The 26,421-nt window shown below is 43.6% G+C and carries 26 protein-coding genes and 1 tRNA gene; 18 read left to right on the top strand and 9 right to left on the bottom strand.

The features are described 5' to 3' along the window. Window positions 1-65 precede the first annotated feature (65 nt). The 3 genes from PVE40_RS03245 (at window position 66) to PVE40_RS03235 (ending at window position 3,452) form a co-directional block, all read left to right on the top strand. Window positions 66-1,061, top strand: a complete 996-nt coding sequence (locus PVE40_RS03245) for a Gfo/Idh/MocA family protein (protein WP_274730440.1) — start codon at window positions 66-68, stop codon at window positions 1,059-1,061. Between the two features lie 16 nt (window positions 1,062-1,077). After that, window positions 1,078-2,355, top strand: a complete 1,278-nt coding sequence (locus tag PVE40_RS03240) for a DEAD/DEAH box helicase (RefSeq protein WP_274730439.1) — start codon at window positions 1,078-1,080, stop codon at window positions 2,353-2,355. A gap of 107 nt (window positions 2,356-2,462) precedes the next feature. Then, window positions 2,463-3,452, top strand: a complete 990-nt coding sequence (locus tag PVE40_RS03235) for a LacI family DNA-binding transcriptional regulator (protein ID WP_274730438.1) — start codon at window positions 2,463-2,465, stop codon at window positions 3,450-3,452. Window positions 3,453-3,583: 131 nt separating this feature from the next. Here the strand turns inward: PVE40_RS03235 and galT are convergent, their stop codons facing one another. The 3 genes from galT to PVE40_RS03220 form a co-directional block, all read right to left on the bottom strand. Then, a complete protein-coding gene (gene galT / locus PVE40_RS03230; RefSeq protein WP_274730437.1) occupies window positions 3,584-5,071 on the bottom strand; it encodes a UDP-glucose--hexose-1-phosphate uridylyltransferase in 1,488 nt (495 codons plus the stop codon). Continuing rightward, window positions 5,068-6,234 (bottom strand): galactokinase, encoded by a 1,167-nt coding sequence (locus tag PVE40_RS03225; protein ID WP_274730436.1) that lies wholly within the window; start codon window positions 6,232-6,234, stop codon window positions 5,068-5,070. Before PVE40_RS03225 ends, galT begins: the two co-directional genes overlap by 4 nt. 103 nt (window positions 6,235-6,337) lie before the next feature. Beyond that, a complete protein-coding gene (locus PVE40_RS03220) occupies window positions 6,338-6,736 on the bottom strand; it encodes a hypothetical protein (RefSeq protein ID WP_274730435.1) in 399 nt (132 codons plus the stop codon). Between the two features lie 197 nt (window positions 6,737-6,933). Here PVE40_RS03220 and PVE40_RS03215 point away from each other — a divergent pair, with 197 nt between their 5' ends. The 11 genes from PVE40_RS03215 to lacD all read left to right on the top strand — a co-directional run bounded on the left by PVE40_RS03215 (window position 6,934) and on the right by lacD (window position 16,557). Further along, complete coding sequence (locus PVE40_RS03215; protein ID WP_274730434.1) at window positions 6,934-7,968, top strand: GMP reductase; 1,035 nt, start codon at window positions 6,934-6,936, stop codon at window positions 7,966-7,968. A gap of 284 nt (window positions 7,969-8,252) precedes the next feature. After that, a complete protein-coding gene (locus PVE40_RS03210) occupies window positions 8,253-8,978 on the top strand; it encodes a GntR family transcriptional regulator (protein ID WP_274730433.1) in 726 nt (241 codons plus the stop codon). Window positions 8,979-8,994: 16 nt separating this feature from the next. Continuing rightward, complete coding sequence (locus tag PVE40_RS03205; RefSeq protein WP_274730432.1) at window positions 8,995-10,161, top strand: SIS domain-containing protein; 1,167 nt, start codon at window positions 8,995-8,997, stop codon at window positions 10,159-10,161. A gap of 30 nt (window positions 10,162-10,191) precedes the next feature. Then, window positions 10,192-11,352, top strand: a complete 1,161-nt coding sequence (gene nagA / locus PVE40_RS03200) for an N-acetylglucosamine-6-phosphate deacetylase (RefSeq protein WP_274730431.1) — start codon at window positions 10,192-10,194, stop codon at window positions 11,350-11,352. 2 nt (window positions 11,353-11,354) lie between these two features. Further along, entirely contained in the window at window positions 11,355-11,798 is a 444-nt protein-coding gene (locus PVE40_RS03195) for a PTS sugar transporter subunit IIA (RefSeq protein ID WP_274730430.1), read from the top strand. Next, on the top strand, window positions 11,798-12,097 hold the full coding sequence (gene yajC / locus PVE40_RS03190; RefSeq protein WP_274730429.1) for a preprotein translocase subunit YajC: 300 nt from the start codon (window positions 11,798-11,800) through the stop codon (window positions 12,095-12,097). Before PVE40_RS03195 ends, yajC begins: the two co-directional genes overlap by 1 nt. 15 nt (window positions 12,098-12,112) lie before the next feature. Continuing rightward, the gene (gene agaV, locus PVE40_RS03185) at window positions 12,113-12,589 is read left to right on the top strand and encodes a PTS N-acetylgalactosamine transporter subunit IIB (protein WP_274730428.1); all 477 of its coding nucleotides are present in this window, start codon (window positions 12,113-12,115) and stop codon (window positions 12,587-12,589) included. Window positions 12,590-12,621: 32 nt separating this feature from the next. Next, window positions 12,622-13,431 (top strand): PTS mannose/fructose/sorbose/N-acetylgalactosamine transporter subunit IIC, encoded by an 810-nt coding sequence (locus tag PVE40_RS03180; protein WP_274730427.1) that lies wholly within the window; start codon window positions 12,622-12,624, stop codon window positions 13,429-13,431. Beyond that, window positions 13,421-14,464, top strand: coding sequence for a PTS system mannose/fructose/sorbose family transporter subunit IID (locus PVE40_RS03175; protein ID WP_274730426.1), 1,044 nt, complete (start codon window positions 13,421-13,423; stop codon window positions 14,462-14,464). Before PVE40_RS03180 ends, PVE40_RS03175 begins: the two co-directional genes overlap by 11 nt. 139 nt (window positions 14,465-14,603) lie before the next feature. Beyond that, window positions 14,604-15,557: a hexose kinase gene (locus PVE40_RS03170; protein WP_274730425.1), complete on the top strand. Its 954-nt coding sequence runs from the start codon at window positions 14,604-14,606 to the stop codon at window positions 15,555-15,557. 4 nt (window positions 15,558-15,561) lie between these two features. Then, window positions 15,562-16,557: a tagatose-bisphosphate aldolase gene (gene lacD / locus PVE40_RS03165; protein WP_274730424.1), complete on the top strand. Its 996-nt coding sequence runs from the start codon at window positions 15,562-15,564 to the stop codon at window positions 16,555-16,557. A 690-nt stretch (window positions 16,558-17,247) separates the two neighbouring features. Here lacD and PVE40_RS03160 read toward each other — a convergent pair. Then, the gene (locus PVE40_RS03160) at window positions 17,248-17,958 is read right to left on the bottom strand and encodes an MBL fold metallo-hydrolase (RefSeq protein WP_274730423.1); all 711 of its coding nucleotides are present in this window, start codon (window positions 17,956-17,958) and stop codon (window positions 17,248-17,250) included. A 141-nt stretch (window positions 17,959-18,099) separates the two neighbouring features. On the opposite strand from PVE40_RS03160, the gene PVE40_RS03155 reads away from it, so the two are divergent. Continuing rightward, window positions 18,100-18,453 carry a hypothetical protein gene (locus PVE40_RS03155; RefSeq protein WP_274730422.1) on the top strand — a complete coding sequence of 118 codons (354 nt, stop codon included), beginning with the start codon at window positions 18,100-18,102 and terminating at the stop codon, window positions 18,451-18,453. A gap of 45 nt (window positions 18,454-18,498) precedes the next feature. Here PVE40_RS03155 and PVE40_RS03150 read toward each other — a convergent pair. The 5 genes from PVE40_RS03150 to PVE40_RS03130 all read right to left on the bottom strand — a co-directional run bounded on the left by PVE40_RS03150 (window position 18,499) and on the right by PVE40_RS03130 (window position 22,412). Further along, window positions 18,499-18,570 (bottom strand) — tRNA-Arg (locus PVE40_RS03150). Window positions 18,571-18,648: 78 nt separating this feature from the next. After that, on the bottom strand, window positions 18,649-18,933 hold the full coding sequence (locus tag PVE40_RS03145; protein WP_274730421.1) for an FtsB family cell division protein: 285 nt from the start codon (window positions 18,931-18,933) through the stop codon (window positions 18,649-18,651). 652 nt (window positions 18,934-19,585) lie between these two features. Further along, window positions 19,586-20,830, bottom strand: a complete 1,245-nt coding sequence (locus PVE40_RS03140) for an aminopeptidase (RefSeq protein WP_274730420.1) — start codon at window positions 20,828-20,830, stop codon at window positions 19,586-19,588. Between the two features lie 166 nt (window positions 20,831-20,996). Continuing rightward, window positions 20,997-21,932 (bottom strand): coiled-coil domain-containing protein, encoded by a 936-nt coding sequence (locus PVE40_RS03135; protein ID WP_274730419.1) that lies wholly within the window; start codon window positions 21,930-21,932, stop codon window positions 20,997-20,999. A 21-nt stretch (window positions 21,933-21,953) separates the two neighbouring features. After that, window positions 21,954-22,412 (bottom strand): flavodoxin, encoded by a 459-nt coding sequence (locus PVE40_RS03130; protein ID WP_274730418.1) that lies wholly within the window; start codon window positions 22,410-22,412, stop codon window positions 21,954-21,956. A 126-nt stretch (window positions 22,413-22,538) separates the two neighbouring features. On the opposite strand from PVE40_RS03130, the gene PVE40_RS03125 reads away from it, so the two are divergent. The 3 genes from PVE40_RS03125 to PVE40_RS03115 all read left to right on the top strand — a co-directional run bounded on the left by PVE40_RS03125 (window position 22,539) and on the right by PVE40_RS03115 (window position 26,276). After that, window positions 22,539-23,135, top strand: coding sequence for a PepSY domain-containing protein (locus PVE40_RS03125; RefSeq protein WP_274730417.1), 597 nt, complete (start codon window positions 22,539-22,541; stop codon window positions 23,133-23,135). Window positions 23,136-23,283: 148 nt separating this feature from the next. Further along, on the top strand, window positions 23,284-24,360 hold the full coding sequence (locus PVE40_RS03120) for an NAD/NADP-dependent octopine/nopaline dehydrogenase family protein (protein WP_274730416.1): 1,077 nt from the start codon (window positions 23,284-23,286) through the stop codon (window positions 24,358-24,360). 17 nt (window positions 24,361-24,377) lie between these two features. After that, a complete protein-coding gene (locus PVE40_RS03115; protein ID WP_274730415.1) occupies window positions 24,378-26,276 on the top strand; it encodes a hypothetical protein in 1,899 nt (632 codons plus the stop codon). The last annotated feature ends 145 nt before the right edge of the window (window positions 26,277-26,421 follow it).

Here is a 26,421-nt window from a genome sequence, read left to right as displayed (position 1 = left end):
TTCTTTGCGCGCGAAACTGTAGTAGAATAGAGGAGACAACGGAAAGAAGAAGCGGAGGAATCAACATGTTTACTGTAGGGATGATCGGAACGAGCAGCATTGCTCATGAATTTGCCAAAGCACTTGTGTTATCCAATAAGTTCCAAGTAAAGGCCATTTATAGTCGTACGTATTCACAAGCGGAACAATTTGGCCAACCATATGGGGCTGACTTGTTTTATGACCAACTGGAAGATATGTTGATGACTCCTGAAATTGAAGTAGTCTACATCGCTTCCCCAAACAGTCTTCACTTTGAACAGACGATGGAAGCTCTGAATCATGGCAAACACGTGATTGTGGAAAAGCCGGCCTTTTCGAATACAAAAGAATGGGAAGCAGCGTTCCTGCTGGCGGAGGAAAAAGGGTTGTTCCTATTTGAGGCAGCACGCCATCTTCATGACCCCAACTTCAAGAAGGTGCAAGCAGAAATTCAACAGCTACCAATGATTGATGGAGCAATTTTGCAGTTTGGTAAATACTCTTCCCGTTACGACGCCGTACTGCAAGGAGAGGAACCAAATATTTTCTCTCCTCATTTTTCAGGTGGGGCTCTTATGGATCTAGGCGTTTATTCCCTTTATGCAGCACTAGGCTGGTTCGGGGAGCCGGAATCGGGGCAATACTTCTATAAACCTGTCGCGACCGGCGTTGATGGGGCAGGTACGGTTGTTCTTCGCTATTCAACGTTTGATGTGATTCTGCACGTATCCAAAATTTCAAACTTGCTGTCGAAATCCGAAATCCATAGTGGACAGTTCACTTTGCTGCTGGACGGTGTCAGCAACACAACGAAGGTTGAAGTGCATGACGGACGAACGGGAGAAAAGAGCGAGCGAGCCTTACCGGTCAGCGAACACTTTATGTTAGATGAAGTAAACGCATTTGCCCGCGTTTTGTCCGAGCCAACTGAAACAAAAGAGTACGAAGAATGGAAAGAACAAAGCCACACTGTGCACCAATGGTTAGAGAAATTAAGAAAAGAGGCAGGCATCTTTTTTGATGCCGACTCGAACGAATAAAGGAGTGGCTTACGAAATGATGATTGAAAAAATGAACCCAAACTTCCAGCGTTATTGGAAAGGGTTAAGGTTCCAACTGCCGACACCGATCCAAGAGCGCGTATTTGAACCGTTAATGGAAGGAAAAGACGTGATTGGCCTTTCGCCAACTGGAACCGGTAAGACACTGGCATATGCATTGCCGTTATTACAAAAAACACAGCCGAATGGAGAATTGCAGCTGGTCATTTTGACCCCTTCCCAAGAACTCGGCGTTCAAGTCGGCAGAGTGGTAGAAGAATGGGGTGGCCTGAAAGACTTAAAAGTCCAAACCATTATCGGCGGCGCGAACACCAAGCGCCAAGTTGAAAAGCTGAAAGAAAAGCCAGAAGTGGTAGTTGGGACACCCGGGCGACTGCTCGAATTGGCAGAACAACGAAAATTAAAACTGCATCAGTTAAAGACGGTTGTCTTGGATGAGGCAGATTATTTGTTGAAGGACGAACACTTGCCGAACTTACGCATGTTAGTGAAGAAAATGCCTGGACAATGCCAAATGACGTTCTTTTCCGCAACGAATAGTGAAACACTATCTCAGATTGATCGGTGGTTCAATGTAGACCCTGTTGTTTTCGATGCAGCGAGCGAAGATGGCATCCGTGACCAGACCGTTCATGGGTATCTGGAAGTGGAAAACAGACGCCGCGCTGAATCATTGCGCCGTTTGGGCAATATCAAAGGGATGCAAGCACTGGTTTTTGTTAATTCTGTTCAAGAACTCGATTATCTGGCAGAAAAAATGACATACGAGGGAGTTCCGGTACGGATGCTGCACAGCGATTACGGTCCAAGCCAGCGCAAGCATGCACTGGAAAGTTTCCGTAACGGGGAAGCCGTCTTCTTGCTTACGACGGATGTTTCTGCTCGTGGGATTGATATTGAAGACTTGCCTTATGTTATCAACTACGACTTGCCATTGACTCGGGAAGTTTACTTGCACCGTTCTGGCCGTACCGGACGAATGGGGAAAGAAGGCCGCGTAGTTTCTCTTGTAACCGAACGTGGAATTCGTGAAATCCGCAAAATGGTTCCCCGTTCCGATGAGTTTCAGCGGTGGTACCTCTATAGTGGTGATTTAGTAAGTGAGATTCCGGATAACATGAGTGAGAAACCAATAAAACCAGTGAAAACAGTGAAGCCAGAAGTCAAAAAAGCTCCTCCTAAGAAAGAACGCACGGAGGCAGCACCGGTAAAGAAAATCAAAAAGAAAGCACGTACCCGTGACCAAAAAAATAAAGGCGCACGGAAGAAGTAAGGATTTGAAGAGGCAGGAGTTCACAAAAACTCCCGTCTCTTTATTTTTTTATCCAAAGAAGGTATACTTAGTAAAAATTAGTTAATTTTACTAAAAGGAGGTAAGCGATGGCTACGTTGAAGGACATTGCAGATCGAGCGAAGGTTTCCACGGCTACCGTATCGCGGGTATTGAATGATGACGAAACGTTATCAGTTGGAGAAGAGACGCGGAAGAAAATATGGGAAATTGCTGAAGAGATGCAGTATAAGAAAATGAAAAAGAAAACACCGAAGCGGAAAATTTTAGTAATTCAGTGGTACAGCCGAGAAGAAGAACTAGACGATTTGTACTATCAATCGGTTCGTCTGTCAGTAGAAAACCGTGCTGCGGAAAAAAACTTGGAAATTGTTAATCTGTTCCAAGAGGTGCCGGAAGAAGTCGCAGAAGATATTGAAGGGATTTGCGCAATCGGGAAATTTAGTACCAAGCAAGTACAGAAGCTGAAGACCTATCAGAAGCCTCTTTGTTTCATCGACTCTGATCAAATGAGTTTCGGGGAAGATTGCGTAGTGATTGACTTCGAATACGCGGTCCAGACCATCGTCGACCAGATGATTGCTGCAGGTCACCAACGAATTGGCTTCTTGGGCGGGAAAGAATATACGCAAGACAAAGCCTATGAAATCAAGGATCCAAGAGAAGAATTGTTCCGTCAAAACTTAAAACGGCTCAAGCTGTATCAAGAAAGCTACTTTTACTCCGGCAGTTTTTCAACCGAATCAGGTCAAGCATTGATGAAGCAAGCCATCGCTGACCATCAAGATGATTTGCCGACCATCTTTTTTGCTGCGAATGATTCCATTGCCATTGGTGCGATGCGAGAACTGCAAGATGCGCAAATCGCCATTCCCGATCGAGTGAGCATGATTGGTTTCAATGATAGCAATGTCGCGCGCTATGTATATCCAGCTCTTTCTACTATCAAAGTGGATACAGAGGCATTAGGTGCAACTGGAGTAGATGTGCTGCTCGACCGAATCGAAACGAAACGAGCCATCGCCAAGAAAGTATCGCTCTCTACGCTCTATATGGAACGCGAATCTACGAAAAAGTAGATTTATATATCAAATGAGTCATTATAATCTCTCGAGTTGATACATAAAGGAAAGTTATATATCAAGTGAATAAATAAAATCCCCTCAGTTAATACATAAAGGAATTTTATGTATCAACTGGGGGGATTATTTTATAGATTTTTGATAAATCGTTCGAATGCTGCAAGTCCGGTTTCATCGAGCTTGAATACACCGGCATCTTCTAGTACTCGCTGGAATACGGCTCCAACAGCTTGTTCGACTGCCTGCTCAACCTCTTCTCGTGTAGCATGTTCCGCTACAGGAATGGAATCTGCCCAATCAAGATGAATCGGGTTGATTGACTGTGTTTCGCCTAATAAATAATCGGCTACGTCAGCAAGTTCTTCTTTCAAGCGAGGCGGCAAAATAGCCAGCCCCATGACTTCAATCAGGCCAATGTTTTCCTTCTTGATGTGCTGTACATCCGGATGTGGATGGAACAAGCCGTCTGGGTACGTTTCGGTAGTGCGGTTGTTACGCAGCACCAAGTCCATCACATACTGTTCACCGTTACGTCGAGCAATCGGCGTAATCGTGTTGTGCGGAGTGTCATTGGTAAAGGCATGAATCCCAACCGTCTCATCCGAGTAAGCACGCCACTTTTCTAAAATGTGAGTGGATGCTTCTACTAATGTCTCTGGATTTGAACCTTCTAAACGAATAACCGATAACGGCCATTTCACCATTCCGCCTGTGATATCTGGGAAACCAGCCACTTTGAACGTGCTGATTAACGGAGCCTTCTCCATGGCGAAAGTATACCGGCCACCTTGATAGTGGTCATGAGACAAAATCGAGCCGCCAACAATCGGCAAGTCAGCATTCGAACCGGCAAAGTAATGTGGGAATTGACCGACAATCGCCAATAAATTACGGAACGTGTGCTCGCCAATCTTCATCGGGCGATGCTCCTCCGCCAAGAAAATGCAGTGCTCTGTATAATAGGCATAAGGAGAATATTGCAATCCCCAAATTTCTTCATTCAATGGGAAGCGCACGATACGGTGATTCGCCCGTGCTGGATGCTGTAAGTTTCCTTTGTAGCCTTCATTTTCTACACATAACTGACACTTCGGATAGTGAGCAGTAACAACTGTTCTCGCTGCCGCAATGGCCTTAGGATCTTTTTCCGGCTTAGAAAGATTGATGGTAAGTTCTAAGTCGCCATAATCGGAGTCGTAGTGGAATTGAATATTTTTTGCAATGGCCTCCGTTTGGATATAGTCATTATCCATGCTGAGTTGATAAAAATAATCGGTCGCAACAGCAGGGGTTTCTTGATATTTCTTCCAAAAATGATCATTCAAAGCAGAAGGATCAGGTGTTAGAAACGCCATGACTTGAGCGGTAAAAATCATTTGCTCTGTAGGGCTATCATCAATCAATCCGCTGCTCCGTCCGTGCTCCACAAAAATAGGGAGCAAGTCTTTTGCTTCCGGCAGAGGAGAGCTGGGAGATATGTCATCTACCAGAGAATCTTTTTGCAACAGAGCCAACAACTGATTCTGTTTTAGAATTCGGTCAAGTGGATGAATATATGTTTTCTCCACGCCATATTCGATTATATCAACAATTGCTTGATCAATGGTTACGTTCATAGTTCTGTTGCACCATCCCCGATTTCTGCGACATAAAATTCACCTGGATAACCAACGGCAGCTTCATATGCTGCGCCTACTTCACGAATAAACTGTTCTGTTTTTTCTTTTTCCACGATTGCAATTGCACAGCCGCCAAAACCAGCACCTGTCATACGCGCACCCAAAACGCCGTCTTGCTGCCAAGCAGCTTCCACTAAAGCATCCAGTTCCATTCCGCTTACTTCATAATCGTCTCGTAAAGAAATATGGGATTGATTCATTAATTGGCCAAAGCTCGCCAAATCGCCAGTCTTTAACTTCTCAGCTGCCACTAAAGTCCGTTCATTTTCTGTTACGGCATGACGCGCACGCTTCACCAGTGTTTCGTTTGGCAAAACATCTTTGATTGATTCGAAGGCAGTCGTACTCAAGTCACCTAAGCTTTGGATATTTGCTTTCGTTTGCAAAAGTGCTAAGGCTTCTTGGCATTCGCTCAAACGTTCGTTGTATTTAGAGTCAACGAGCTCACGGCGTTTCTTCGTATTCATGATGACAATAACGTTCTCGCCCAGTGCAACCGGAACTTTTTCATACTCCAATGTGTTCGTATCCAGTAAAAGAGCAAAACCTTTCTCACCCATGCCTACCGCAAATTGATCCATAATGCCTGAATTCAAACCGAAGAATTCATTTTCTACGCGTTTTCCAAGTTTTACCAAATCTAAGCGTGCCACTGTAAGGTGAGCCATCTTTTCGAAAATAACCCCTGCCAATAGTTCAAGGGAAGCGGAAGAGGATAGACCAGAAGCGTTCGGAATGTTTCCTTCAATTAAGATATCCAATCCTTCAGTAATCGTGTGACCGGATTCCTTCAAGTATTTCACCATGCCTTTCACATAGTTCGCCCATGAATCGGCCTTGCGAAATTCTAAGTCTTCTAGGTCGAAAGTCAACACGCCAATCTCAGGGAAGTTATTGGAGTATAAACGAACAGTCTGTGTATGATTAGCAGCGACTACCGCATACGTACCTAATGTGATGGTAGCAGGGAAAACATGACCGCCGTTATAGTCGGTGTGCTCACCGATTAGATTGATGCGGCCTGGAGAGAAAAACGCGTGAGTCGGGGAAGTACCAAAAGTTTCTTGGAAAGCGGGTGATAACATTTCAAATGGGTTCATAAAAGTTGCTCCTTACTCTGTCTATTTTTCTCTATTGTAAGCGCACAAATAGAAAATCTCAACAAGAAAGTAAAAGAAAAGTAAAATAATTAGTAAAATTTAACTAATCGTCTGAGAAATACCATTTTGTTGAATCTAAAAAAGAAACATGACGGATTTGTTCCATGTCGATGAGACGCATGCCATCCGCTGTTTCAAACCAGATTCTGCCTCCCTCCACGTGTCGCACGCTTCCTTGTTGTTCCTTTGAGTAGGAACCATTCTCGATGTAATCCAGTTGAATAGCTACTTTCCGCTTCGTAGTAAAGGCACCCGCTACTAGTTCTGCTCGTTTCTCCAAAGATTGGTACGGCTTGGGCGGGACATAGCGGTTTTCTGTCGCATATTCCTCCATCAATTCGTTGTGATCTGATAAAATAAACCCTTGCCATTTCACCATTCCTCTATCTTGGTAACCCAATTCATCAGGTGTGTAATAAACATCGTCACCTTTTCGGTACACCTATGCCACCCCCTTTGCCTTCATTATAAGAACTTACGTTCGCTGTGTAAAGAATGAACTGATTTTTGACAAACAAGACGAGATAGTGTAAAGTACTACGAGGGCAGGACGTTCGGAGGCGAAACACCTTCTAATGTTCGTGTTCTGACATCTGTGTAAAGCCAAAATGGTGCACTAACAGAAAGGGATTATCAAAAATGAAAATATTCGATTACGAAGACGTACAGCTGATACCAAACAAGAGTATCGTGCAAAGCCGTTCAGAATGCGACACCTCTGTGGAATTTGGTGGACGCACCTTTAAGATGCCTGTTGTTCCAGCGAACATGCAGACGATTCTTGATGAGGAGCTAGCAGAGAAGCTGGCAGCTGAAGGTTACTTCTATATTATGCATCGCTTTGATGAAGCGGCTCGTTTGCCTTTTATCAAAAGAATGCAGGAAAAAGGTTTGTTTGCTTCTATTAGCCTTGGAATCAAAGCAGCAGAGTTTGACTTTGTACAAGAATTAGTAGATCAAAATGCGATTCCAGAGTACACGACCATCGACGTTGCACACGGCCATTCGGACCAAGTAATTAAAATGATCCAACACGTGAAAAAGGTTATGCCTTCTACTTTCCTAATCGCCGGTAATGTCGGCACACCGGAAGGGGTACGTGAATTGGAAAATGCTGGAGCTGATGCTACGAAAGTTGGAATCGGACCAGGTAAAGTATGTACGACTAAAATCAAAACTGGTTTTGGAACAGGTGGCTGGCAGTTAGCAGCAGTAAGCTGGTGCTCGAAAGCAGCTCGTAAGCCGATGATTGCAGACGGCGGCGTGCGTACAAACGGAGACATCGCAAAATCAATTCGCTTCGGCGCAACGATGGTGATGATCGGTTCCTTGTTTGCAGGGCATGAAGAATCTCCAGGCCAAATCAAAGAAATCAATGGACAAAAATATAAAGAATACTTCGGCAGCGCGTCTGAATACCAAAAAGGCGAGCGTAAAAATGTGGAAGGGAAGAAAATCCTGACTCCATACCGTGGTAAATTAGCAGATACTTTGCTAGAAATGCAACAAGATTTACAATCTTCTATTTCTTACGCAGGTGGACGCGATATTACAGCCATTCGGAAATGTGACTATGTGCTCGTGAAGAACTCGATCTATAACGGAGACTCTTCCAACCAAGCCATTATCGAAGCAGGCAGAAGTGCGTACGGCGAAGGCGATACGATTTTATAAGAAAAGCAGGCAATGTTTTTACCGAAACTGGTAAAGGCATTGTCTTTTTTTGATGGTGAAAGGTAGCATAGAAAAAACCAACCAACAATATTTTTTCAATTCGTTTTCTAAGAAGAGTCATTGATATCAGGTTTCGGCGCAATGAAAGTGGAAAAAGCATCCTAGACAATATGTTGTGATAATCAATCCTATTGACAACTGAAAGCGAAACCATTATGATGAATATGAACTGGTAATGACAAGTTATGACCAGCACAGTCGGACGATAGGAAGAGGTGGGGAGGTTGTTAAAGAAAAATAGTTCCGTTCCTTTATATAACCAATTAATAACCGTACTAATGGATTATATTAAGACTTCGTTATCAGTAGATGAGAAGATGCTCTCGGAACGGGAGATATGCGAAAAGTTTGATGTCAGCCGTACCACTGTTCGAGCTGCGCTCGATGAGTTGGAAGAAATGGGCTTCATTTATAAGCGGCATGGCAAAGGGACGTTTGTTTCAGGCTTATGGAAAGAGATGAAGAATTTATCCGAGTACTACAGCTTTACGGAACAAATGAAGCAACTGGGGAAAAAACCGCAAACCGACATTCTTTCCTTGGAGGTGGTACAAGCGATTCCCTATATTGCAGAAAACTTAGGCGTTCCTGCCGGTGAAGAAGTTTATAAATTGAAACGCCTGCGTTCTGCGGATGGCATGAAAATGATGTATGAGACAACCTTTATTCCTGCAAACCTGATTCCTGCTTTGACAATCGATCAATTAGAAAACATCGCGCTCTACGAGGTGTTCAATCTCTATCAACAAGAGATTAAATATGCCGATGAGGAATTTTTCGCTTCGGTTGTCCAAGAGAAAGAAGCCAAGCGTTTGAGTGTGCCGTCGGGATCTGCATGTTTGCGGATCTTCCGAACGACTTATAACCAAGATAATAAAGTAATTGAATATACCATCAGCGTTGCTCGTGGAGACCAGTTTGTATACAAAATGAGACATTTCAACAAATAAAAGGGGGAATTTATCCATGTTTCAAGCTTCAAAGGAAGAATTGAATCAGTTGGGAGCAGAAATTACCGTCCGTGAAATCAAGCAGCAGCCAGAATTATGGCAAGAAGCATTTGACTATTATCAAACAGAATCGGATCGGATCCAACAGTTTCTAAAAAGACTCAAAGACAAACACAATCGTTTGCGCGTTATTTTTACGGGGGCAGGAAGTTCTGCTTATGTAGGAGATACCGTGTTGCCATATTTGAAAGAAGTGGGCGATGAATCGGCCTTTGATTTCCAAACTGTACCAACGACAAATATTGTTTCAAATCCAAAGAGCTACTTCAAAAAAGACATTCCTACAATCTTAGTATCGTTTGCCCGCAGTGGAAATAGCCCAGAGAGTGTTGCCAGCGTTCAACTTGGAAAGCAACTGACGAATGATTTTTATCAAATCACGATCACGTGTGCACCAGAAGGAAAACTAGCGCAAAAGGCAGCAGGCGATGAAGACAACTTGCTTCTCATGATGCCGGAACGCTCGAATGACCAAGGTTTTGCGATGACAGGAAGCTTTACTTGTATGACGTTGACAGCGTTGTTGGTCTTTGATGAAGCGGCGATGGAAGAAAAGGCTGCTTATGTGAATCAAATCATCGAAATGGGACAAGACGTGCTTGGAAGAGAAGCGGAAGTCCAAACCATTGTAGATCGTGATTTCAACCGAGTGATTTACTTAGGATCTGGTCCACTTGCTGGAATTGCCCGTGAAGTACAATTAAAAATCTTGGAACTAACTGCTGGGAAGATAGCGACAGCCTTCGACAGTTCACTTGGGTTCCGTCACGGTCCAAAATCCTTTATCGATGAACGTTCTCTTGCTTTCTTGTTCGTCTCCAACGACCGTTACACACGCCAATATGACATTGATATGGTGAAAGAACTGGCAGGCGATCAAATTGCCAATACGGTATGCAGCATTTCAGTAGAACAAGAAACCAATTACGAGGGAGAAAGCTTTACCTTCAGCCAAGCATATCAAACGGTTCCGGATGGCTACCTAGCCTTGCCGTACACCATGTTTGGGCAAGTTGTATCGTTGCTGACTGCACTGAAAGTAGAAAATAAACCAGATACCCCAAGTCCAACGGGAACAGTGAATCGTGTGGTAAAAGGTGTAATTATCCACGACAACTTATAGAAGTAATCTAGAAGAAAAGAAGTGAATGAAATGAAACAATACGTATATGCAGATGTTTTTTACTTACCGGAAGGCACAGTCGGTCCCGGCTACCTCACTATTTCAGAAGGCATTTTTGGCGCCTTCACTACGGAGAAGCCAACGGATGGAGACATTCTCGATTATTCTAGCAAACAGATTGCTCCCGGTTTAGTCGATACCCATATCCATGGATTCAAGGGCTACGATGTGATGGACAACGATGTGCAAGCATTGAATGTCATTGCTGAAGGAATTTTATCGACAGGAGTAACTTCCTTCCTGCCCACGACGCTTACTGCTTCAACTGAAGAATTAGATGCAGTTTGTGCCCTAATTGGGGAGAACGCTGATCAGGTAAAGGGTGCGAAAATTCAAGGGATCTTCCTTGAAGGTCCGTTTTTCAGTGAAGTTTACAAAGGAGCGCAAAATCCAAAATATATGGGCGACCCTTCGATTGAGAAATTGGCAAAATGGCAAGAGCTTGCAAAAGGAACCGTCAAGAAAATTGCAATTGCGCCAGAGCGAGAAGGCTCCTTAGAATTTATTGAATATGCGACGAAAGAAAACATCCACACAGCGATTGCCCATACGGAAGCAACCTATGAAGAGTGTAAAGCAGCGGTTGAACATGGCGCGAACATTTTCGTACATACCTTTAACGGTATGCGCGGATTGCATCACCGCGAACCAGGTGTAGTAGGAGCAGCAATGAGTTTGAAAGATGCTTTCTCTGAATTGATCTGTGACGGACACCATGTTCATCCTGTATCTGCTGGTATCGTAATGGATGCACATGGACGTGACAAGACGATGTTGGTTACGGATTGCATGCGGGGTGGCGGCATTGGAGACGGTGAATCACGTTTAGGTGAATTTGAAGTCTTAATTAAAGATGGTGCAGCTCGCCTGAAATCAAACGGCAGTCTGGCAGGAAGCGTATTGGAACTCATTACGGCTGTACAGAACATTGTTGAATGGGGCATTGCGACACCAGAAGAAGCAATCAAAATGGCATCTTTGGTACCAGCGCAGAGCGTCGGTATTGACGATGTGTGTGGTCAAATTAAAAATGGATATGCGGCAGACTTTATTGTTCTAGATGAGAAGCTACAACTTGAAGAAACGTATCTAAATGGTACGGTTGTGTACCAAAAAGGAAAGGAGGAATAAGAATGATCGGTTGTTTGATAACCGGCCATGGGGAATTTGCGCCTGGACTAACCAAGGCGCTTCACATGATTGCCGGCACACAAGAACATTTTCAAGTCATCGCTTTCCAAGATGGAGATTCCTTGGAAGCCTATGAAGAAAATATTCGACTTACTTTAGATGCACTTTTAGCAGAAACAGAGGGCGTTCTTGTTTTCACTGATCTACTTGGTGGGACACCATTCCGGACTGCGATGACCCAAGCGGTGAATTATGAAAATGTCGAAGTTATCACGGGAACAAACTTACCAATGTTGATTGAATCAAGCATGATGCGCTTGATGGAAACAGATGTAAAGGCTTTAGCAGAGCGCTCGGTTGCCGTTGGAATCGAAGGCGTACAACACGTCGTATTGGATTTATCGAATGAGCCAGACGAATTGGATGAAGACGCGGAGGGGATTTAATGGAAACTAGTTTATGGTCCATCATCCTGGCGACTTCCATTGTACTCCTTGTGATGCTCTTTTTGATCATCGTCATCTATTACTTTGTCAGCGCAAAGGGAATGAAAAAGCGGAAAACACACTTTGAAAATTTACATACGTCCTTAGCAAAAGGACAAATGGTTGTCTTTAGCAATGGAATCTACGGTACGATTCAACAAGTAGGAGAAGAAACAGTCGATATTCAAGTGAAGTCTGGTGCCACCATGACGGTTTCTCGCTATGCAATCTCTGAAATTGTTAAAAAACAACCCCGATAGAAAGGAAGGATTTATATGCCAAATATCTTACTTACTCGAATTGACAATCGTCTCATCCATGGACAAGTTGCCACACAGTGGAACTCTTCTCTTGGAGCCAACTTGATTTTAGTGGCTAACGATGAAGTTGCAGGAAACAAAATGCGACAAAGCCTGATGGACATGGCCGCACCAAACGGCGTTGCCACACGCTACTTCACGCTAGAGAAGACGATTGAGATTATTCACAAAGCAGCCGACCGTCAGAAGATTTTCATTATTTGTGAATCTCCTGCTGACGTTTTAACTTTAGTAGAAGGAGGTGTACCTATTAAGAAAGTCAACATCGGAAATATGCACATGTCTGAAGGTAAAAGACAAGTGGCCACTTCCGTAGCGGTTGACGAGACCGATGTTGCAGCTTTCGAAAGTCTGCGGGACAAAGGTGTCGAGCTAGAAATTAGACGCGTTCCTTCCATGCCTGCAGAAGAGGTCTCCAAATTATTCAAATAGCATTTAACACGAATTGAGAGGAGAAAGAAGCAATGGATGTTAATATCCTTCAAGTCATCCTTGTATTTATCGTTACCTTTATTGCTGCAATCGACCAATTTAGTTTCTTGGAATCTTTGTACCAGCCGATTGTAATGGGCCCCGTGATTGGAGCAATTTTAGGTGATATGACGACTGGTTTAATTGTAGGGGGTACCTATCAATTAATGACGATCGGGAATATGCCGGTCGGTGGAGCACAACCGCCAAACGCAGTTATTGGTGGAATTATGGCAACGGTCCTAGCAATTACGCTTCAATTAGAGCCAACAGTAGCCGTTGCTACAGCAGTACCATTCTCGTTGCTTGGACAATACGCAGTTACGTTGATCTTCACACTTACTTCGCCAGTAATGGCCTACGCAGACAAAGCAGCACAAGAAGCAGCACCGAAAAAGATTGCTACTTTGAACTACTTGACGATGGCTGCGATAGGAACAGCATTTGGATTAGTTGTAACGTTATTCTTCATTGGCGGAGCTACATTCGGACAAACAGTTGTGGATAATATCCCAGCATGGTTGATGAGTGGATTAAGCGCTGCAGGGGGAATGATGCGCTACGTCGGGTTTGCAATTCTATTAAAAGTAATGGTTTCTCGCGAAATGTGGGGCTTCTACTTCATGGGATTTGCCTTGGCGAACATTGTGGCCGGTATCGAAGGCTTATCAGGCTCTGCATTACTACTTCTTGCCTTTATTGGTTTTGCCTTTGCATATTGGGATTTCCAAGTGCAAACGAAGTTCAGAACAGCTTCAGTTGGTAATGTTGTAGACGGAGGTGACTACGAAGATGGCATATAATGTCCCTGATTTTTATAAAAATCAAACTCCAGCAGGTCAATTAGATAAAAAGACCTTAAACAAAATGGTTTGGCGCTCCCTCTTTTTGCAAGCTTCCTTTAACTATGAGCGGATGCAAGCAGCCGGCTGGTTGTACGGTATTCTTCCTGGTTTAGAGAAAATTCATACGGATGATGAAGATTTATCTGCATCCATGTCGCATAACCTTGAGTTCTTCAATACGCACCCATTCTTGGTAACGTTTGTAATGGGGATTGTACTTTCACTTGAACAAAACAAGGCAGATATTCCAACCATTCGTGCGGTTCGTGTTGCTGCAATGGGACCACTTGGCGGAATCGGAGATGCTTTGTTCTGGTTCACTCTTGTACCGATTACGGCTGGGATTACATCGAACATGGCTCTAACCGGTAACATTGCTGCACCATTTATCTTCTTGCTGATTTTCAATGCTGCACAGTTCTTGATTCGTTACTTCTTGATGCATTGGTCTTATCGTCTTGGAACGGAAGCCATTGGCGTTTTGACTGCGAATGCAAAAGAGTTTACACGTGCGGCAAGTATTTTGGGGATTTTCGTAGTAGGTGCTCTGACCAGTTTATATGGCGCTACTTCATTAAATGTTGAGATTCCAAACGGAACAACCTTCTCGCCAGTAGAAATTTCTACGATTGTGACAGAAGATACGATTCCAGAATATGCGGAATTCCTTTATGCAACAGATGAAGAAACAGGAGAAGTGATCAACAATCCTGAAACCGGTGAGCCACAACTCCAAGAAGGAGCAAGCATCCGAGAATTGCAAAACGGCAACTATTCGATTACCTATAACGAATTCGATGAAGTGCCTGTTACCATCAACATTCAAGAAATTCTAAATGGTATTTTGCCACAATTGATTCCTTTGACTCTGACTCTGTTCATTTACTTTATGTTTGTAAGACGCAACTGGAGCCCGCTCAAAGCAATCGGCTTCCTGCTGATTCTTGGATTAGTCGGCTCAGGGTTCGGTCTATGGCCGTCCATTTGGTAAAATATAGAAGGTGATGAAGCGTTACGGCTCTACAAACTAAACAATGTCAACACGAGACAGAAATGGGGTTTCGGCGTCTGCTCATTGCGCAGTTTGTAGGGCCGCTCGCTTTTTATCAGAAAGAGGAGGATGGCTGTCAATGATTTTAACGGTCACCATGAATCCGTCGGTCGACATCGGCTATCAATTGGAACAATTCCACTTGGACGATGTGAACCGCGTTGCTGATGTAAGTAAAACAGCGGGCGGAAAAGGGTTGAATGTGACCCGTGTAGCGCATGACTTGAGTCTTGAGGTGATGGCGACTGGCATTCTTGGTGGTACAATTGGGGGGTACATTACTCGCCAGTTAACCGAACAAGGAATTAGACATCGTTTCTATCAAATTGAACAAGAATCGCGCAACTGTATCGCCATTTTGCATGAGGGGAAACAAACCGAGATTCTTGAGTCGGGTCCGACAATCTCGCCACAAGAAGCAGAAGGTTTTCTGGCACATTTCAAGAAGCTCTTGGATGAAGAACCGGTCAAGGTGCTGACGATTTCAGGTAGCTTACCGAAAGGGCTCACACCTGCTATTTATAAGCAAATGATTCAGATTGCCAATCAAAAGGAAATCCCAGTCGTTCTGGATACATCGGGACCTACGTTGGAAGCTGTATTGGCGGATCCAACACTCCGCATTGCGGCGTTGAAGCCTAATCGGGACGAACTGAGTGCACTCGAGAAGCAAGAGCTCTCACACAATCCGCTTGAGTGGAAGGAAATCCTTGAATCCAAACGCTATCAGCAAATAGAATGGCTCATCATCTCGATGGGCGGCGCAGGAGCTTTTGCCAAACATGGCACTGACTATTATCGCGTCCAGATTCCGGCCATTACTGTCGTTAATCCAGTGGGTTCAGGAGATGCAACCGTAGCAGGAATTGCCAAAGGACTTGCACAACAACTGTCACCAGAAGAATTGCTGAAAACAGCAATGACAACAGGGATGTTGAATACGATGGAACAAGCTACCGGTTCCGTTAATCCAGTCCTGTTCGATGAATATTTTGAGAAAGTATCGGTCACTATAGTTAAAGAAGGAGTTTGATTACATGTTAAAATTAACACCGAATAAGTATGCGTACTTACAAAAATTGTCTGATAAAGAAAACCGGATCAATGCCTTAGCCATCGACCAACGCGGATCATTGAAAAAAATGATTGCTGCCAATAGTTCAAAAGAAGTAGGGGACGAAGGCATCATCAACTTCAAGAAAGAAATTTCTGAAGGGTTGACACAATATGCAACTGCAATTTTATTGGATCCTGAGTATGGAATTCCTGCTGCTGAATTACGCCATGAAGACGCAGGGCTGTTGATTTCTTATGAAAAAACAGGATATGATGCTACAGAAGTTGGTCGTTTGCCAGACTTGTTACCAATTTGGTCAGCGAAACGAATCAAGGAAATGGGCGCCGATGCGGTGAAAATTTTACTGTACTATGATGTGGATGAAGACGAAGCAATCAACGATCAAAAGCATGCGTTCGTTGAACGGGTAGGGTCTGAATGTAAAGGGGAAGACATTCCATTCTTCCTAGAAATCGTAACGTACGATGCAACAGACGATGATGTGAAATCTGCGAAGTACGCAAAAGTGAAACCACATAAAGTAAACGAATCAATGAAAGTCTTCTCCGACGAGCGTTACGCTGTGGATGTATTGAAGATGGAAGTTCCTGTAAACATGAATTATGTAGAAGGATTCGCTGGAGACGGGGAAGTAGTCCATACACGTGAAGAAGCGTTGCAGTACTTCCGTGAACAATCAGAAGCGACTCACTTGCCATTTATTTTCTTAAGTGCTGGTGTTTCTGCAGAATTGTTCCAAGACACCGTGCGTTTCGCTAAAGAAGCAGGATCAACCTTCAACGGCGTACTATGTGGCCGTGCAACTTGGAAAGATTCCGTAGCGATTTTCGCCCGTGATGGGAAAGAAGCAGCTCAAGAGTGGCTTCAAACAGTAGGACGCAAGAATATGGAAGACTTGAACGTGGCAGTTGCTGAATCAGCATCTCCATGGACAGACAAAGTTACCGTCCAATAAGAAACAAAAGTTTAATATTCATGAGGAATATAACTTTCTAGTTGTTAATAATAAAAGACAAATAGAAGTTTCTAAAGAGTTCTTTCTTGTAAAACACTGTTCACAAATGACTGTGGATGGAAAGAGCATAAATACAGGAGAAGGAGGATCATTTCCTCCTTTTTTTGTGCGGAAAAAAATAATTTTATTGTTTTTTTGTAATATATAGTTAAACATGTGTGTATTTTTTATGAAATTTTAATCTTTTCAATTTGATATTTTCATTTTAGAAAGGCTTAAAATCAAGATAATCGAGTGTGGTATAACAATAAAGATATAATAAAAGGATAAAAGGGCGATTTTTTTACAAGAAAAAGAGTGTTGCCAGATTATTTCTTTTGGTTGTATAATAGGGACATAAGCGAAGTTGGCTTAAAAGTATAAACAATAGTTTATACTTTTGTAAAATGGAGGGTACCGGATGTTCTGTTGCTTGATTCACTTGTCGAAAACTAAGAACTTGAACCTTTATTGAAGCTGGCTCCTCCCACACCAATTGAATACAAAAACACCAATTCATCTTCCCGCTTATTTTATTGCCCCGCTTTCTAATGGTCAGCGAGTAAGGATTTCAGGAAGCCTAAACAAACCAGGTATGATAAACCAAAACAGCCGTCTCTTCTTGGAGAAACGGCTGTTTTGGTGTGTATTTTATTTTGTTACGGCAAGAACAAGGTTTGCTTCTTCGATGGTTTCTGGAAGGACCTCCATTGCGTTGCGCATCACATCGCCGTGACCGGTTCCGATAAACATTGGTTCAAGCGTCAGGAAGCGATGAACGACATCAATACTTTGTGCCAAATCCCAATTCAAGCGGGCAGGTTTCGGGAAGGCATCACGGTGTACGCCGCAAATCGCTGCCCCTCCAAGCGTCTGCATCACATCACCCACCAATAAATAGCGGTGGAAGGGATGGAACAGTGTAATATGGCCAGGAGTGTGGCCAGGCGTGAACAACACCTCCAACTCACCAACTTTATCCCCTTCTTCCAATAAGAAATCAGGTTCATATGGCAATGAATCAGGAATCCCTTCTTTTAAAGGAACTTGTTTGTCGCTTGCTAACAATTCTGTTTTCAATACTAATTCATATTCACGGCGCGAGAAAAGGAGAGGCGTTTCCGAGAATGCTTCCTTAAACTTCACTAAGCCACCTAAATGGTCGTCGTGGCTATGAGTAATTACAATTGCCTTTAGAGGCAGTTCAGAGTTCTCAATCATCCCAATAATATCATCAATTTCCGGCGCATCAACGGCCGTATCAATTAAAATAAATCCATCGTCTTCTTTTACTAAAAATAAATTATTTTCATCTGCTACTGTAATTTGCATTGCATTCGCAAAAGGATCAATCTGTAACATATCGTTTCTTGCCTCTCTTTCAATTTTACTAAGGGTTAAGAATACAAGGTGAGAGGGAGATTGGTCAAATAAAAGGCCTCGGAAGGAAGAATATGCTATCCTTTATTTACGTTTGAAGTTACTTTTGGGAGGATGATTCAGATGAAAAAAGGAAAAGTGATTCTATTGATTGCTTTTTGTGCACTTCTCCTCCTTGCTGGAATTGCATTTGATTGGTATACAGCCGAACAGGGGATACAGGATTTGTTTTATGGAACGTCTGTTACAAGTCATATTTTTTACGATTCTAATTTTGTAGGAATGTTTACGGCGATTGCGTTTATTGTCATAATCATTCTTAGTTATGCAGGAGTAGGATACTTTTTCAGTAGTGAAAAGAAAAAAATAAAAATTCTTCCGATCCTTTATGTACTAGCTGTTTTTATTTATGTGTTCTATATCTTTGTCGTTGGTGTAACGTACATCATTGAAGTTTTAAGTGGTGTGCTTGCGTGATAAAAAAGAGGCTAGGACAATTGTCCAGCCTCGGCTTCTTATCTACGTTCCCGGGCGGAATCGAACCACCATTGATCGTTTAGGAAACGATTGTTCTGTCCGTTAAACTACGGGAACAAAGCAAAACCATTATTTCATGAAATGCTTGCGTTGTCTAGCTTGTATGAATAAAAAAGGAGCAAAATATGCTCCCTTTTAAGACTCTAAATCTTCTATTCGTTGTTCCAATGCTTCGTTTTGCTGCTTTAAGGAATCAAGTTCTTGATTCAAATCTCGTACTTGATCTTTCAACTGCTCGAAGCTATGAGGGTCGATTGTTTCGACGGGCACATCGTTCATTTCCTGAAAAACGAAGGTCACACCGAAAATAACCAAGACGGCGATAAAAATATACATCCAACTACGACGAGGGGATTCATTTTCCGGATCTGGCTTCATGTTTTCGAGGGCTTCTCTAGCCGACTTTTTCTCCACGCTCATTCACCCAACTTTCCGTCCCATAATTATCTTCATTATAACGCAACCATCAGTAGAAATAAAAAAACTTTGAAAAAACTTAAAATTAAAAAAGGAAATCGCGATAAATTACGGACTTATATAGTAGGGGGCACAAAAAGGGAACCAACACCCCATTTTGGACTCCGACTTAAAAAGTTCACTCCAGCTGATGAAGCATTCGGATCAAAGAAGACCTCCCATCTTCCTTTTAGAATCATATCCAACCCACCTTTCTCTTTATGAACGCAACCGGCTGGAGCAGAATTTTTGAGAAGCATAGAAAAAAATCAGGAGAATAGCTTTCGACCTTTGGTGGCGAAAGCTATTTTTTTCGGTATACTTTCATTATGAAGGCAAAATCGGGCTTCCTGCTTACATCCGCCTGAAACTAAAATAGCCTTATGAATTCGAAAGTGGTCGTCATTAATCTTTCGTTGCGATAGAGCAGTAAGAAGTTTCGCTACCACAACGATAAAGTCGTTATCGTTGCGTTAGGAGGAGAATGGACTCCGCTATCGCAACGGAACGAGTCCTTGCGTTGTGATAGGCTGGAAAGTAGGGAAGCTATCGCAACGATAAATAGTAAAAAGGAAGGAGGTGGGGACTTTTGCTCCCACCTCCTTCCTTCAAATGATTAAAATGCCCAGTCTCCGTTACGGAAGATTGGCATCCGGCTTCCGTCAGCGCGGATTCCGTCAATATTCATGGTTTCAGAACCAATCATAAAGTCAACGTGCACGTTTGAACGGTTCAAGCCGCGTTCAGCCAACTCTTCTTGGGACATTTCTGTTCCGCCTTCGATACTGAAGGCATAAGCAGAACCCAAAGCCAAGTGGTTGGATGCGTTCTCGTCAAACAAGGTATTGAAGAAGACAAGTCCTGATTGAGAAATAGGGGATTGATGCGGTACAAGGGCTACTTCACCCAAGCTGCGAGCTCCTTCGTTTTCTTCAACAAGTGGTTTCAGAACTTCTTCGCCTTTTTCAGCAGTGACTTCAACAACAGCACCATCCTTAAAGGTAAACGTCATTCCTTCAATAATGTTTCCGCTGTAGCTAAGTGGCTTGGTTGATTTTACAACGCCATCAATGCGACGGCCATCTGGGGCAGAGAAAACTTCTTCCGTTGGCATGTTTGCAACGAAAACTTCACCTTGTGCATTTACGGCACCAGCTGAATCCCAGATATGGTTTTCAGGCATACCGACTGTTAAGTCTGTACCTTCTGGAGTTGTGTAATGTAGCGCTGTGAATTGTTCGTTATTTAATACGTCAGCTTTTGAACGTAGGCGAGCTTCGTGCTCATCCCATGCTTGGACTGGGTCTGCTTCATAAACGCGACAAGTTTTGAAGATTTCATTCCATAGTGCGTCTACTTGCTCTTCTTCAGTAGCCAAATCAGGGAATACTTTTGCGGCCCATGCTGCACCAGAAGCGGCTGCAACCGTCCAAGAAACTTTATTTGCTTGTGTAGCGATGCGTTGTGCCATCAAGGCTTTGCTGGAAGCTTTCATAACGGCAGCCAACTTCTTGCTGTCAACGCCATTCAATGCATCTGGATCGGAGGAACGAACCGACAAGCGGCTTGCTTTCCGTTCGATCAGGTCATTGGATTCGTCGATTCTGTATTGTGGAATATCGGTTAACCGTTCTTCCGGAGTGTGTAAATATTTTTCGCGGGTAACGATGTCGTCTGCCCACTTCACGATTACTTCCTCGGCACCTAATGCGTATGCTTCTTTTGTTAATAGGCGAGCTAGGGGTGCTTGATCAACATCAATGTTGATGATCACGGTGTGGCCGGGTTGCACGTTAATTCCTTTTGAAATGAGTAAACGGGCATATTTCTGTAAATTCTCTTCAAAGTTTGGTAATACCATATGATGAAAGCTCCTTTACGGTTATATTTTATTCCTAATGCCTATTATAGCAAAAAATCCTCCAGCCGAAGCTGAAGGACCACAATTAAATCTGGGGGGATTTAATTATGTCACTGCTGCTAGAGCAGTAACCCTATTATAGCACAGATTGAAAAAAATAAAAGGACTAGGAAGGGTCAGTTTGAACCATTTTTAAGTACTCTTTCTCTAGATCCCGTTTCTGTGTAATCAACAATTCCATCACGGTCAAAACGTTCTGCTCGAGAGCTTTCAGCTGCTGTAAATTTTTCTCGATGGTCTTTTTCGTTGACCAGTCAGAAAATAAGTCAGTAATAAAGGCTTCAATGGCAGGGCGGGCAGCTGTAACTTCAGCGTATTGGTTCTCGTAGATGTAATGCAAGTCATGGAGTTCGCGCTCGAATGCTTGTACTTTTCGTTCCAAGTCCAATAATCGAGCTTCGGCTGCATCCAACTGATCGCGTTTCATGAAGTTCAATAGAACATCAATCTCCATAATCTTATCCCATCCAGAAATGGCTTCAGAAGAATCCAAGGTAACCAAGATATCACCAATGGATTCTAGTAACTGGTAGGCCGCTTCTTCGGCTTCAACTGTCTGGACGTATTCATACTGCAATTGAACCAATACTTGGTCGCGCTCGGAGACTACGTTTTCCAGTTCCGGATTGCGGCGCAAAAGATGTTCCTTGACACTCCGCATGCGATTTTTCTTTTCTTCCATTTCTTCATCGAGGTCAATTAGTTTCCGTTGGGCGGCTACTTTCAATGCATATGCTTTGTCGAACTCGAGCTTTGCCCGTAAGGTTTCTTCGGATTCACGGTTTAGTACGTCTTCATACGTACCGAATAATTTCATGACTGTATTAGAAAAGGATTCCTTTTGGAGCCGTTCTAAATAGTCGCTTTTCTTCTCTACACGTGACAGCACCTCATCTAGTTGGGCCTCATGTTCCTTCACTGTTTGTTCAGCCGCAAATCGCTTTCTCGTGAGTGAACCAATTTGCAGCAATAGAATTTCGTATTCCATACCTAAATCCATTGGCATACCCCTTTGCTCCGCCAAGTTAACAGGTACATCCATATAGACCACCGCCTCATTTTATCAGCCAATCATTGATTCGTGTGTTTCTACCATTTTTTTGACAAATACTTTGATGTTTTCGATGTCTTCTTCTTCTGCATTCAAATCCACTTTGACACCGGAAGCTCCTTTTGTGGCTCCGGTTTTGGCAAATTGTTGTTCAAAATCATCGACTGCCGTACAGAACTGCTCGTAGAATGTATCGCCAGAACCGACTACACCGTATACCTTCCCAGTTAAGTCGATTTCTTCTAATTCTTCGTAAAAATCAACAATCTCGTCCGGCAAATCACCGTCGACTCCATAGGTATAGCTAGCAACGATACAGTAATCATAATCTTCGAAGTCCGCTGGGTCGGCTTGCACACATTCCACAATGTCGACATCTACTCCGGCAGCCTCTAAATATTCTGCTGTAATTTCCGCAATCTCCTCTGTATTTCCGGTCAAACTCGCATAGACGATTAACGCTTGAGTCATTTTTATCCTTCTTCCTCTACCTTTTTTATCAGTATATCAAATTTTAGGACGGGATACACAATGTTTGTAATCCAGAAATATTTTCGTTAGGTTAAACGTATCAGAAAGAAAGAGAAGGTGAGGACCATGATGAAAAACTGGAAAGTGATGAGCTTAACAGGACTGGCAGCAGTAACGTTGGCCGCTTGTGGTGACACTGGAACGACTGAGACGCCGACAACGGAGGAAGCAACCAGTGAAACGTTAATGACAGAGAGCCAAACTTCGGAAACGGCATCCATGACAACGACTGATTCGATTGCGGATACGATTCCAATGACAGAGGCACTAGATGTGTACTGGGCAGAGTATCCAGATGCGCAGATTGAACAAGTGGACTTTGATTCCGACCGTTCAAATTGGACCTATGAAATTACTGGGGTTTTTGAAAACCGTGAGTACGAAATGGAAATAGATGCCATGAACGGGGAAGTTCTGAGAACCGAGGAAGACGATACAGATAACGATGAAAGCTATCTAACCTTCGATCATTTGATTGACCCAGAAGAAGCTGTGGAAACAGCTCGTCAGGAAGTGGCGGAAGATGCAACGTTTGAAGGCTGGAATTTGAGTGTCGAAGATGACCAAGACCGTCCAGAGTATGACATCGAATTCGGGGGAACCGATGACCAAGATGTAACGATTCATGCAGAAACTGGCGAGGTCTTAGAAGTCGATCATTAAGAAGGATAGGAGAGCTGGGACTTCGGTCTCAGCTTTTTTGTATGCCTAAATAAAAAGGGACACCATCTTGTAGAACGTCCCCTAAAGGCTTATAATAAATATGAAAACGTTATCAAAAACTTGTCAACAGGTCAAGCAGAAAGGGTCGGTGAGCGGAATGAGAATCACCGTTATTGGTGCGGGTAATTCTGGATTAGCAATGGCAGCGCATTTGTCACTTCACGGCGATGAAGTGACGTTATGGAACCGTACAAGAGCACATATAGAACCATTGATCGACCAACCAATCATCCATTGCTCTGGCAGTATAGAAGGGGCTGCGGTGATTGCCCACGTGACCGATGACTTAGCAGAAGCGTTAGCAAACCCAGCAATCGTTTTTGTAACAACTCCTGCATTCTCACATAAATTATTAGCCCAGCAGATGGGTGCGGTTTTGACAACGGAGCCGATTATTATATTGAACCCTGGCCGCACATTTGGCGCGTTGGAATTTCGCCATGAAATGAAGCAAGTCAATGCTGGTATCAATCCTTTGATTGCGGAGACGCAGACCATTTTGTATACATGCCGCAAACAAGCTCCGAACAGGGTAGAAGTTTATGCATTAAAAAATGACGTGCTCCTTTCAACGATTGAAGGAACCAATAATGAAGCGTTGATTGGGAAAATGCCTCTTTGTTTGCAGGATAAATTTATTCCGGCCAGCTCCATGATTGAAACATCGATCGGGAATGTGGGGATGATCATGCATTGCGCTCCGATTTTATTCAATACAGGCTGGGTGGAAGCGACGGATGTAGACTTTTACTATTACCGTCAAGGAATCAGCCCAACCGTAGCCCTATTTATTGAAAAAATGGATCAAGAGCGGCTGGCAGTAGCGACTCTTTTGGGCCATCCCATTGAGTCGGCTATGGAATGGATGAAGCGCACCTATCATGTACCAGGAGAAACGTTGTATGATGTGATCCAAAACAATCACGCTTATGATCTCATTGCTGCGCCTACTAGCTTGTTTCATCGGTATGTTACAGAAGATATTCCAACCGGCCTTGTCCCGCTTGAAGCTGTCGGAAAGGAACTAGGACTGCCAATGAAGCACATTGGCTTGATTATTGATCTGGCCTCCACCATGTTGGATATTGACTTTCGCAAAGAAGGGCGGAATTTACAAGATGTGATTGGCCAAACCAATATTTCGCCGCGTAAGATTTTGATTTGACAAACAGGAGGATGACCATGACCATTACACCGAATGAAACGTTTGCCTTGTTGAAGCCATCACTCGATGCACACACATTAGGAGTGAATGCAGCAGCCGAACTGTTGCGCGATTGCGGCTACCAAGTAGAGACGGGCGATCCCGCTCTTTCACAAATTTTGAATGAGATTCGCTATCCAGTAAATCAAGAAAAACTAGTAACTTGGCTGAACGAGCACCAGATTACTCACCTTGGATTAAGTTACCGTTTGGATGAAGAGGTGGCGGTTTCTATGGTGGGACATGTGATGTACGCCTTGCGAACGCATCACATGCTGGCCGTTCAAGGTGGGCCGATTAATGGGGTCTCCTTCGGCGGGCTACCGAATGCTTGCAAGAAAATCAGCGAACAAAGTAACGGGTATGTGCTGACTTTTCAAGGAAGTGAGTCACCGCAAGAAACGCTGCAGAAGTATGGGGTTCCGGTTGAACGAATTCCTCACGAAATGAAAGAGGGCAGTAAATACGATGGACAGTTGCTGAAATTTGGTGCCGAGTTGATTCAGAAGAAGGCTTATTTGGATTGGAAACCAGTCGAACGGCCAGGATATTTGGGAATGGGAACAGAATCCGATACGGTAATGAAACGATTGGCGCACACACTGACAAGTAATTTTGCGCCACTGATGCGCGCTCATGTGGGTCCTTATTCTTCTAGCGCTACAAGGGAAGAGAATATGGAAGAATTTCTGCAGTGGTGCAAGCATTTAGCGAATACGAAGTATTTGGATATTCTATCCATTGGGAGCTCCCAGCTCTCGCAGTCAAATTTTGGTGAAGAGTGGGGCGACCAGTCAAATGGTGGCGGTGTACCTGTTAATCGTCCTGAAGAATTCCGCCAGATTGCGGAAGCAGCCAGCCCTATGCTGGTCCGGACATATTCCGGTACCAAGCGCATTCCCGAAATGGCACAAATTTATGAAGAGCACCTGAATACGGCCTGGCATGCGTTGTCGTTGTGGTGGTTCAACAAAATGGATGGTCGCGGACCGTATGATGTGTATACGAATTTGAAAGCACACATCAAGACTCTCAAATACATTGCCACCACTGGGAAGCCCTTTGAACCAAACACGCCACACCACTTTTCCTTCCGCGGCGCTGATGACAATACCTATGTACTGTCTGCCTATTTAGCAGCTAAACTGGCGAAAAAAACAGGCATCCAAACATTCATCCTTCAGATTATGCTGAATACCCCTCGCTATACATGGGGGGTGCAGGATCTGGCAAAGGCTCGTGCTGCCGTTCAATTGGTGCGGACGCTGGAGGATGAAACCTTCCGCGTTTTGATCCAACCGCGTGCAGGCTTGGATTACTTTTCCCCAGACCTTATGCAGGCGCGTATCCAGCTTGCTGCGGTTTCGGCTTTAATGGATGATATCGAACCGCATAACGAACAGAGTCCGCTGCTAGTCCATGTGGTGAGTTATTCCGAAGCGGCTCATTTGGCAACACCGCCCGTCATTAATGAGAGCGTCCAAATTACACAATACGCAATCCAAGAGTACCGTAGATTGCGACGTGCTGGTTTTATAGAAGATATGGGGAAAAATGAAGACGTCAAAACGCGTACGGAGACCTTGCTCAAAGAAGTTCGCGTTCTGATTGATGCAATTGAAACGCATATAGACGATCCCTATTCCGCTGAAGGTTTTTACATGATTTTTGCAGCAGGTTTTTTGCCGACTCCGTATATTTGGGCAGAAAAGGAAGAGTTTGCTTATGCTACGAGTTGGCGCACCAAACCTCTGCGAGGCAGCGTAAAAGTAATAGATGAAGCAGGCAATCCTGTGAGTGCCGAGCAAGTAGCTGCTCGTGCAATTGGGCACCTACCCGAAATAGAATATAGGCTCGCACAACACTTATTTGTCTAAACGTGCAAGTGAGGCCAAAATTTTCGCTCACTTATACCAAAAACCCCAAAAACGTGCAAGTGAGTTCAAAAATGACCCGACCCCCAAAAGTTAGACCTAAAAAATCTAATTTTTGGGGGTATTTTTATGGTCAAATATAGTTTTG

Origin of the sequence: Jeotgalibaca caeni, assembly GCF_028863945.1 — a bacterium.
Lineage (GTDB): Bacteria > Bacillota > Bacilli > Lactobacillales > Aerococcaceae > Jeotgalibaca > Jeotgalibaca caeni.
The sequence above is the reverse complement of the archived record's forward strand: the minus strand, read 5'-3'. Positions and strand labels throughout refer to the sequence as shown.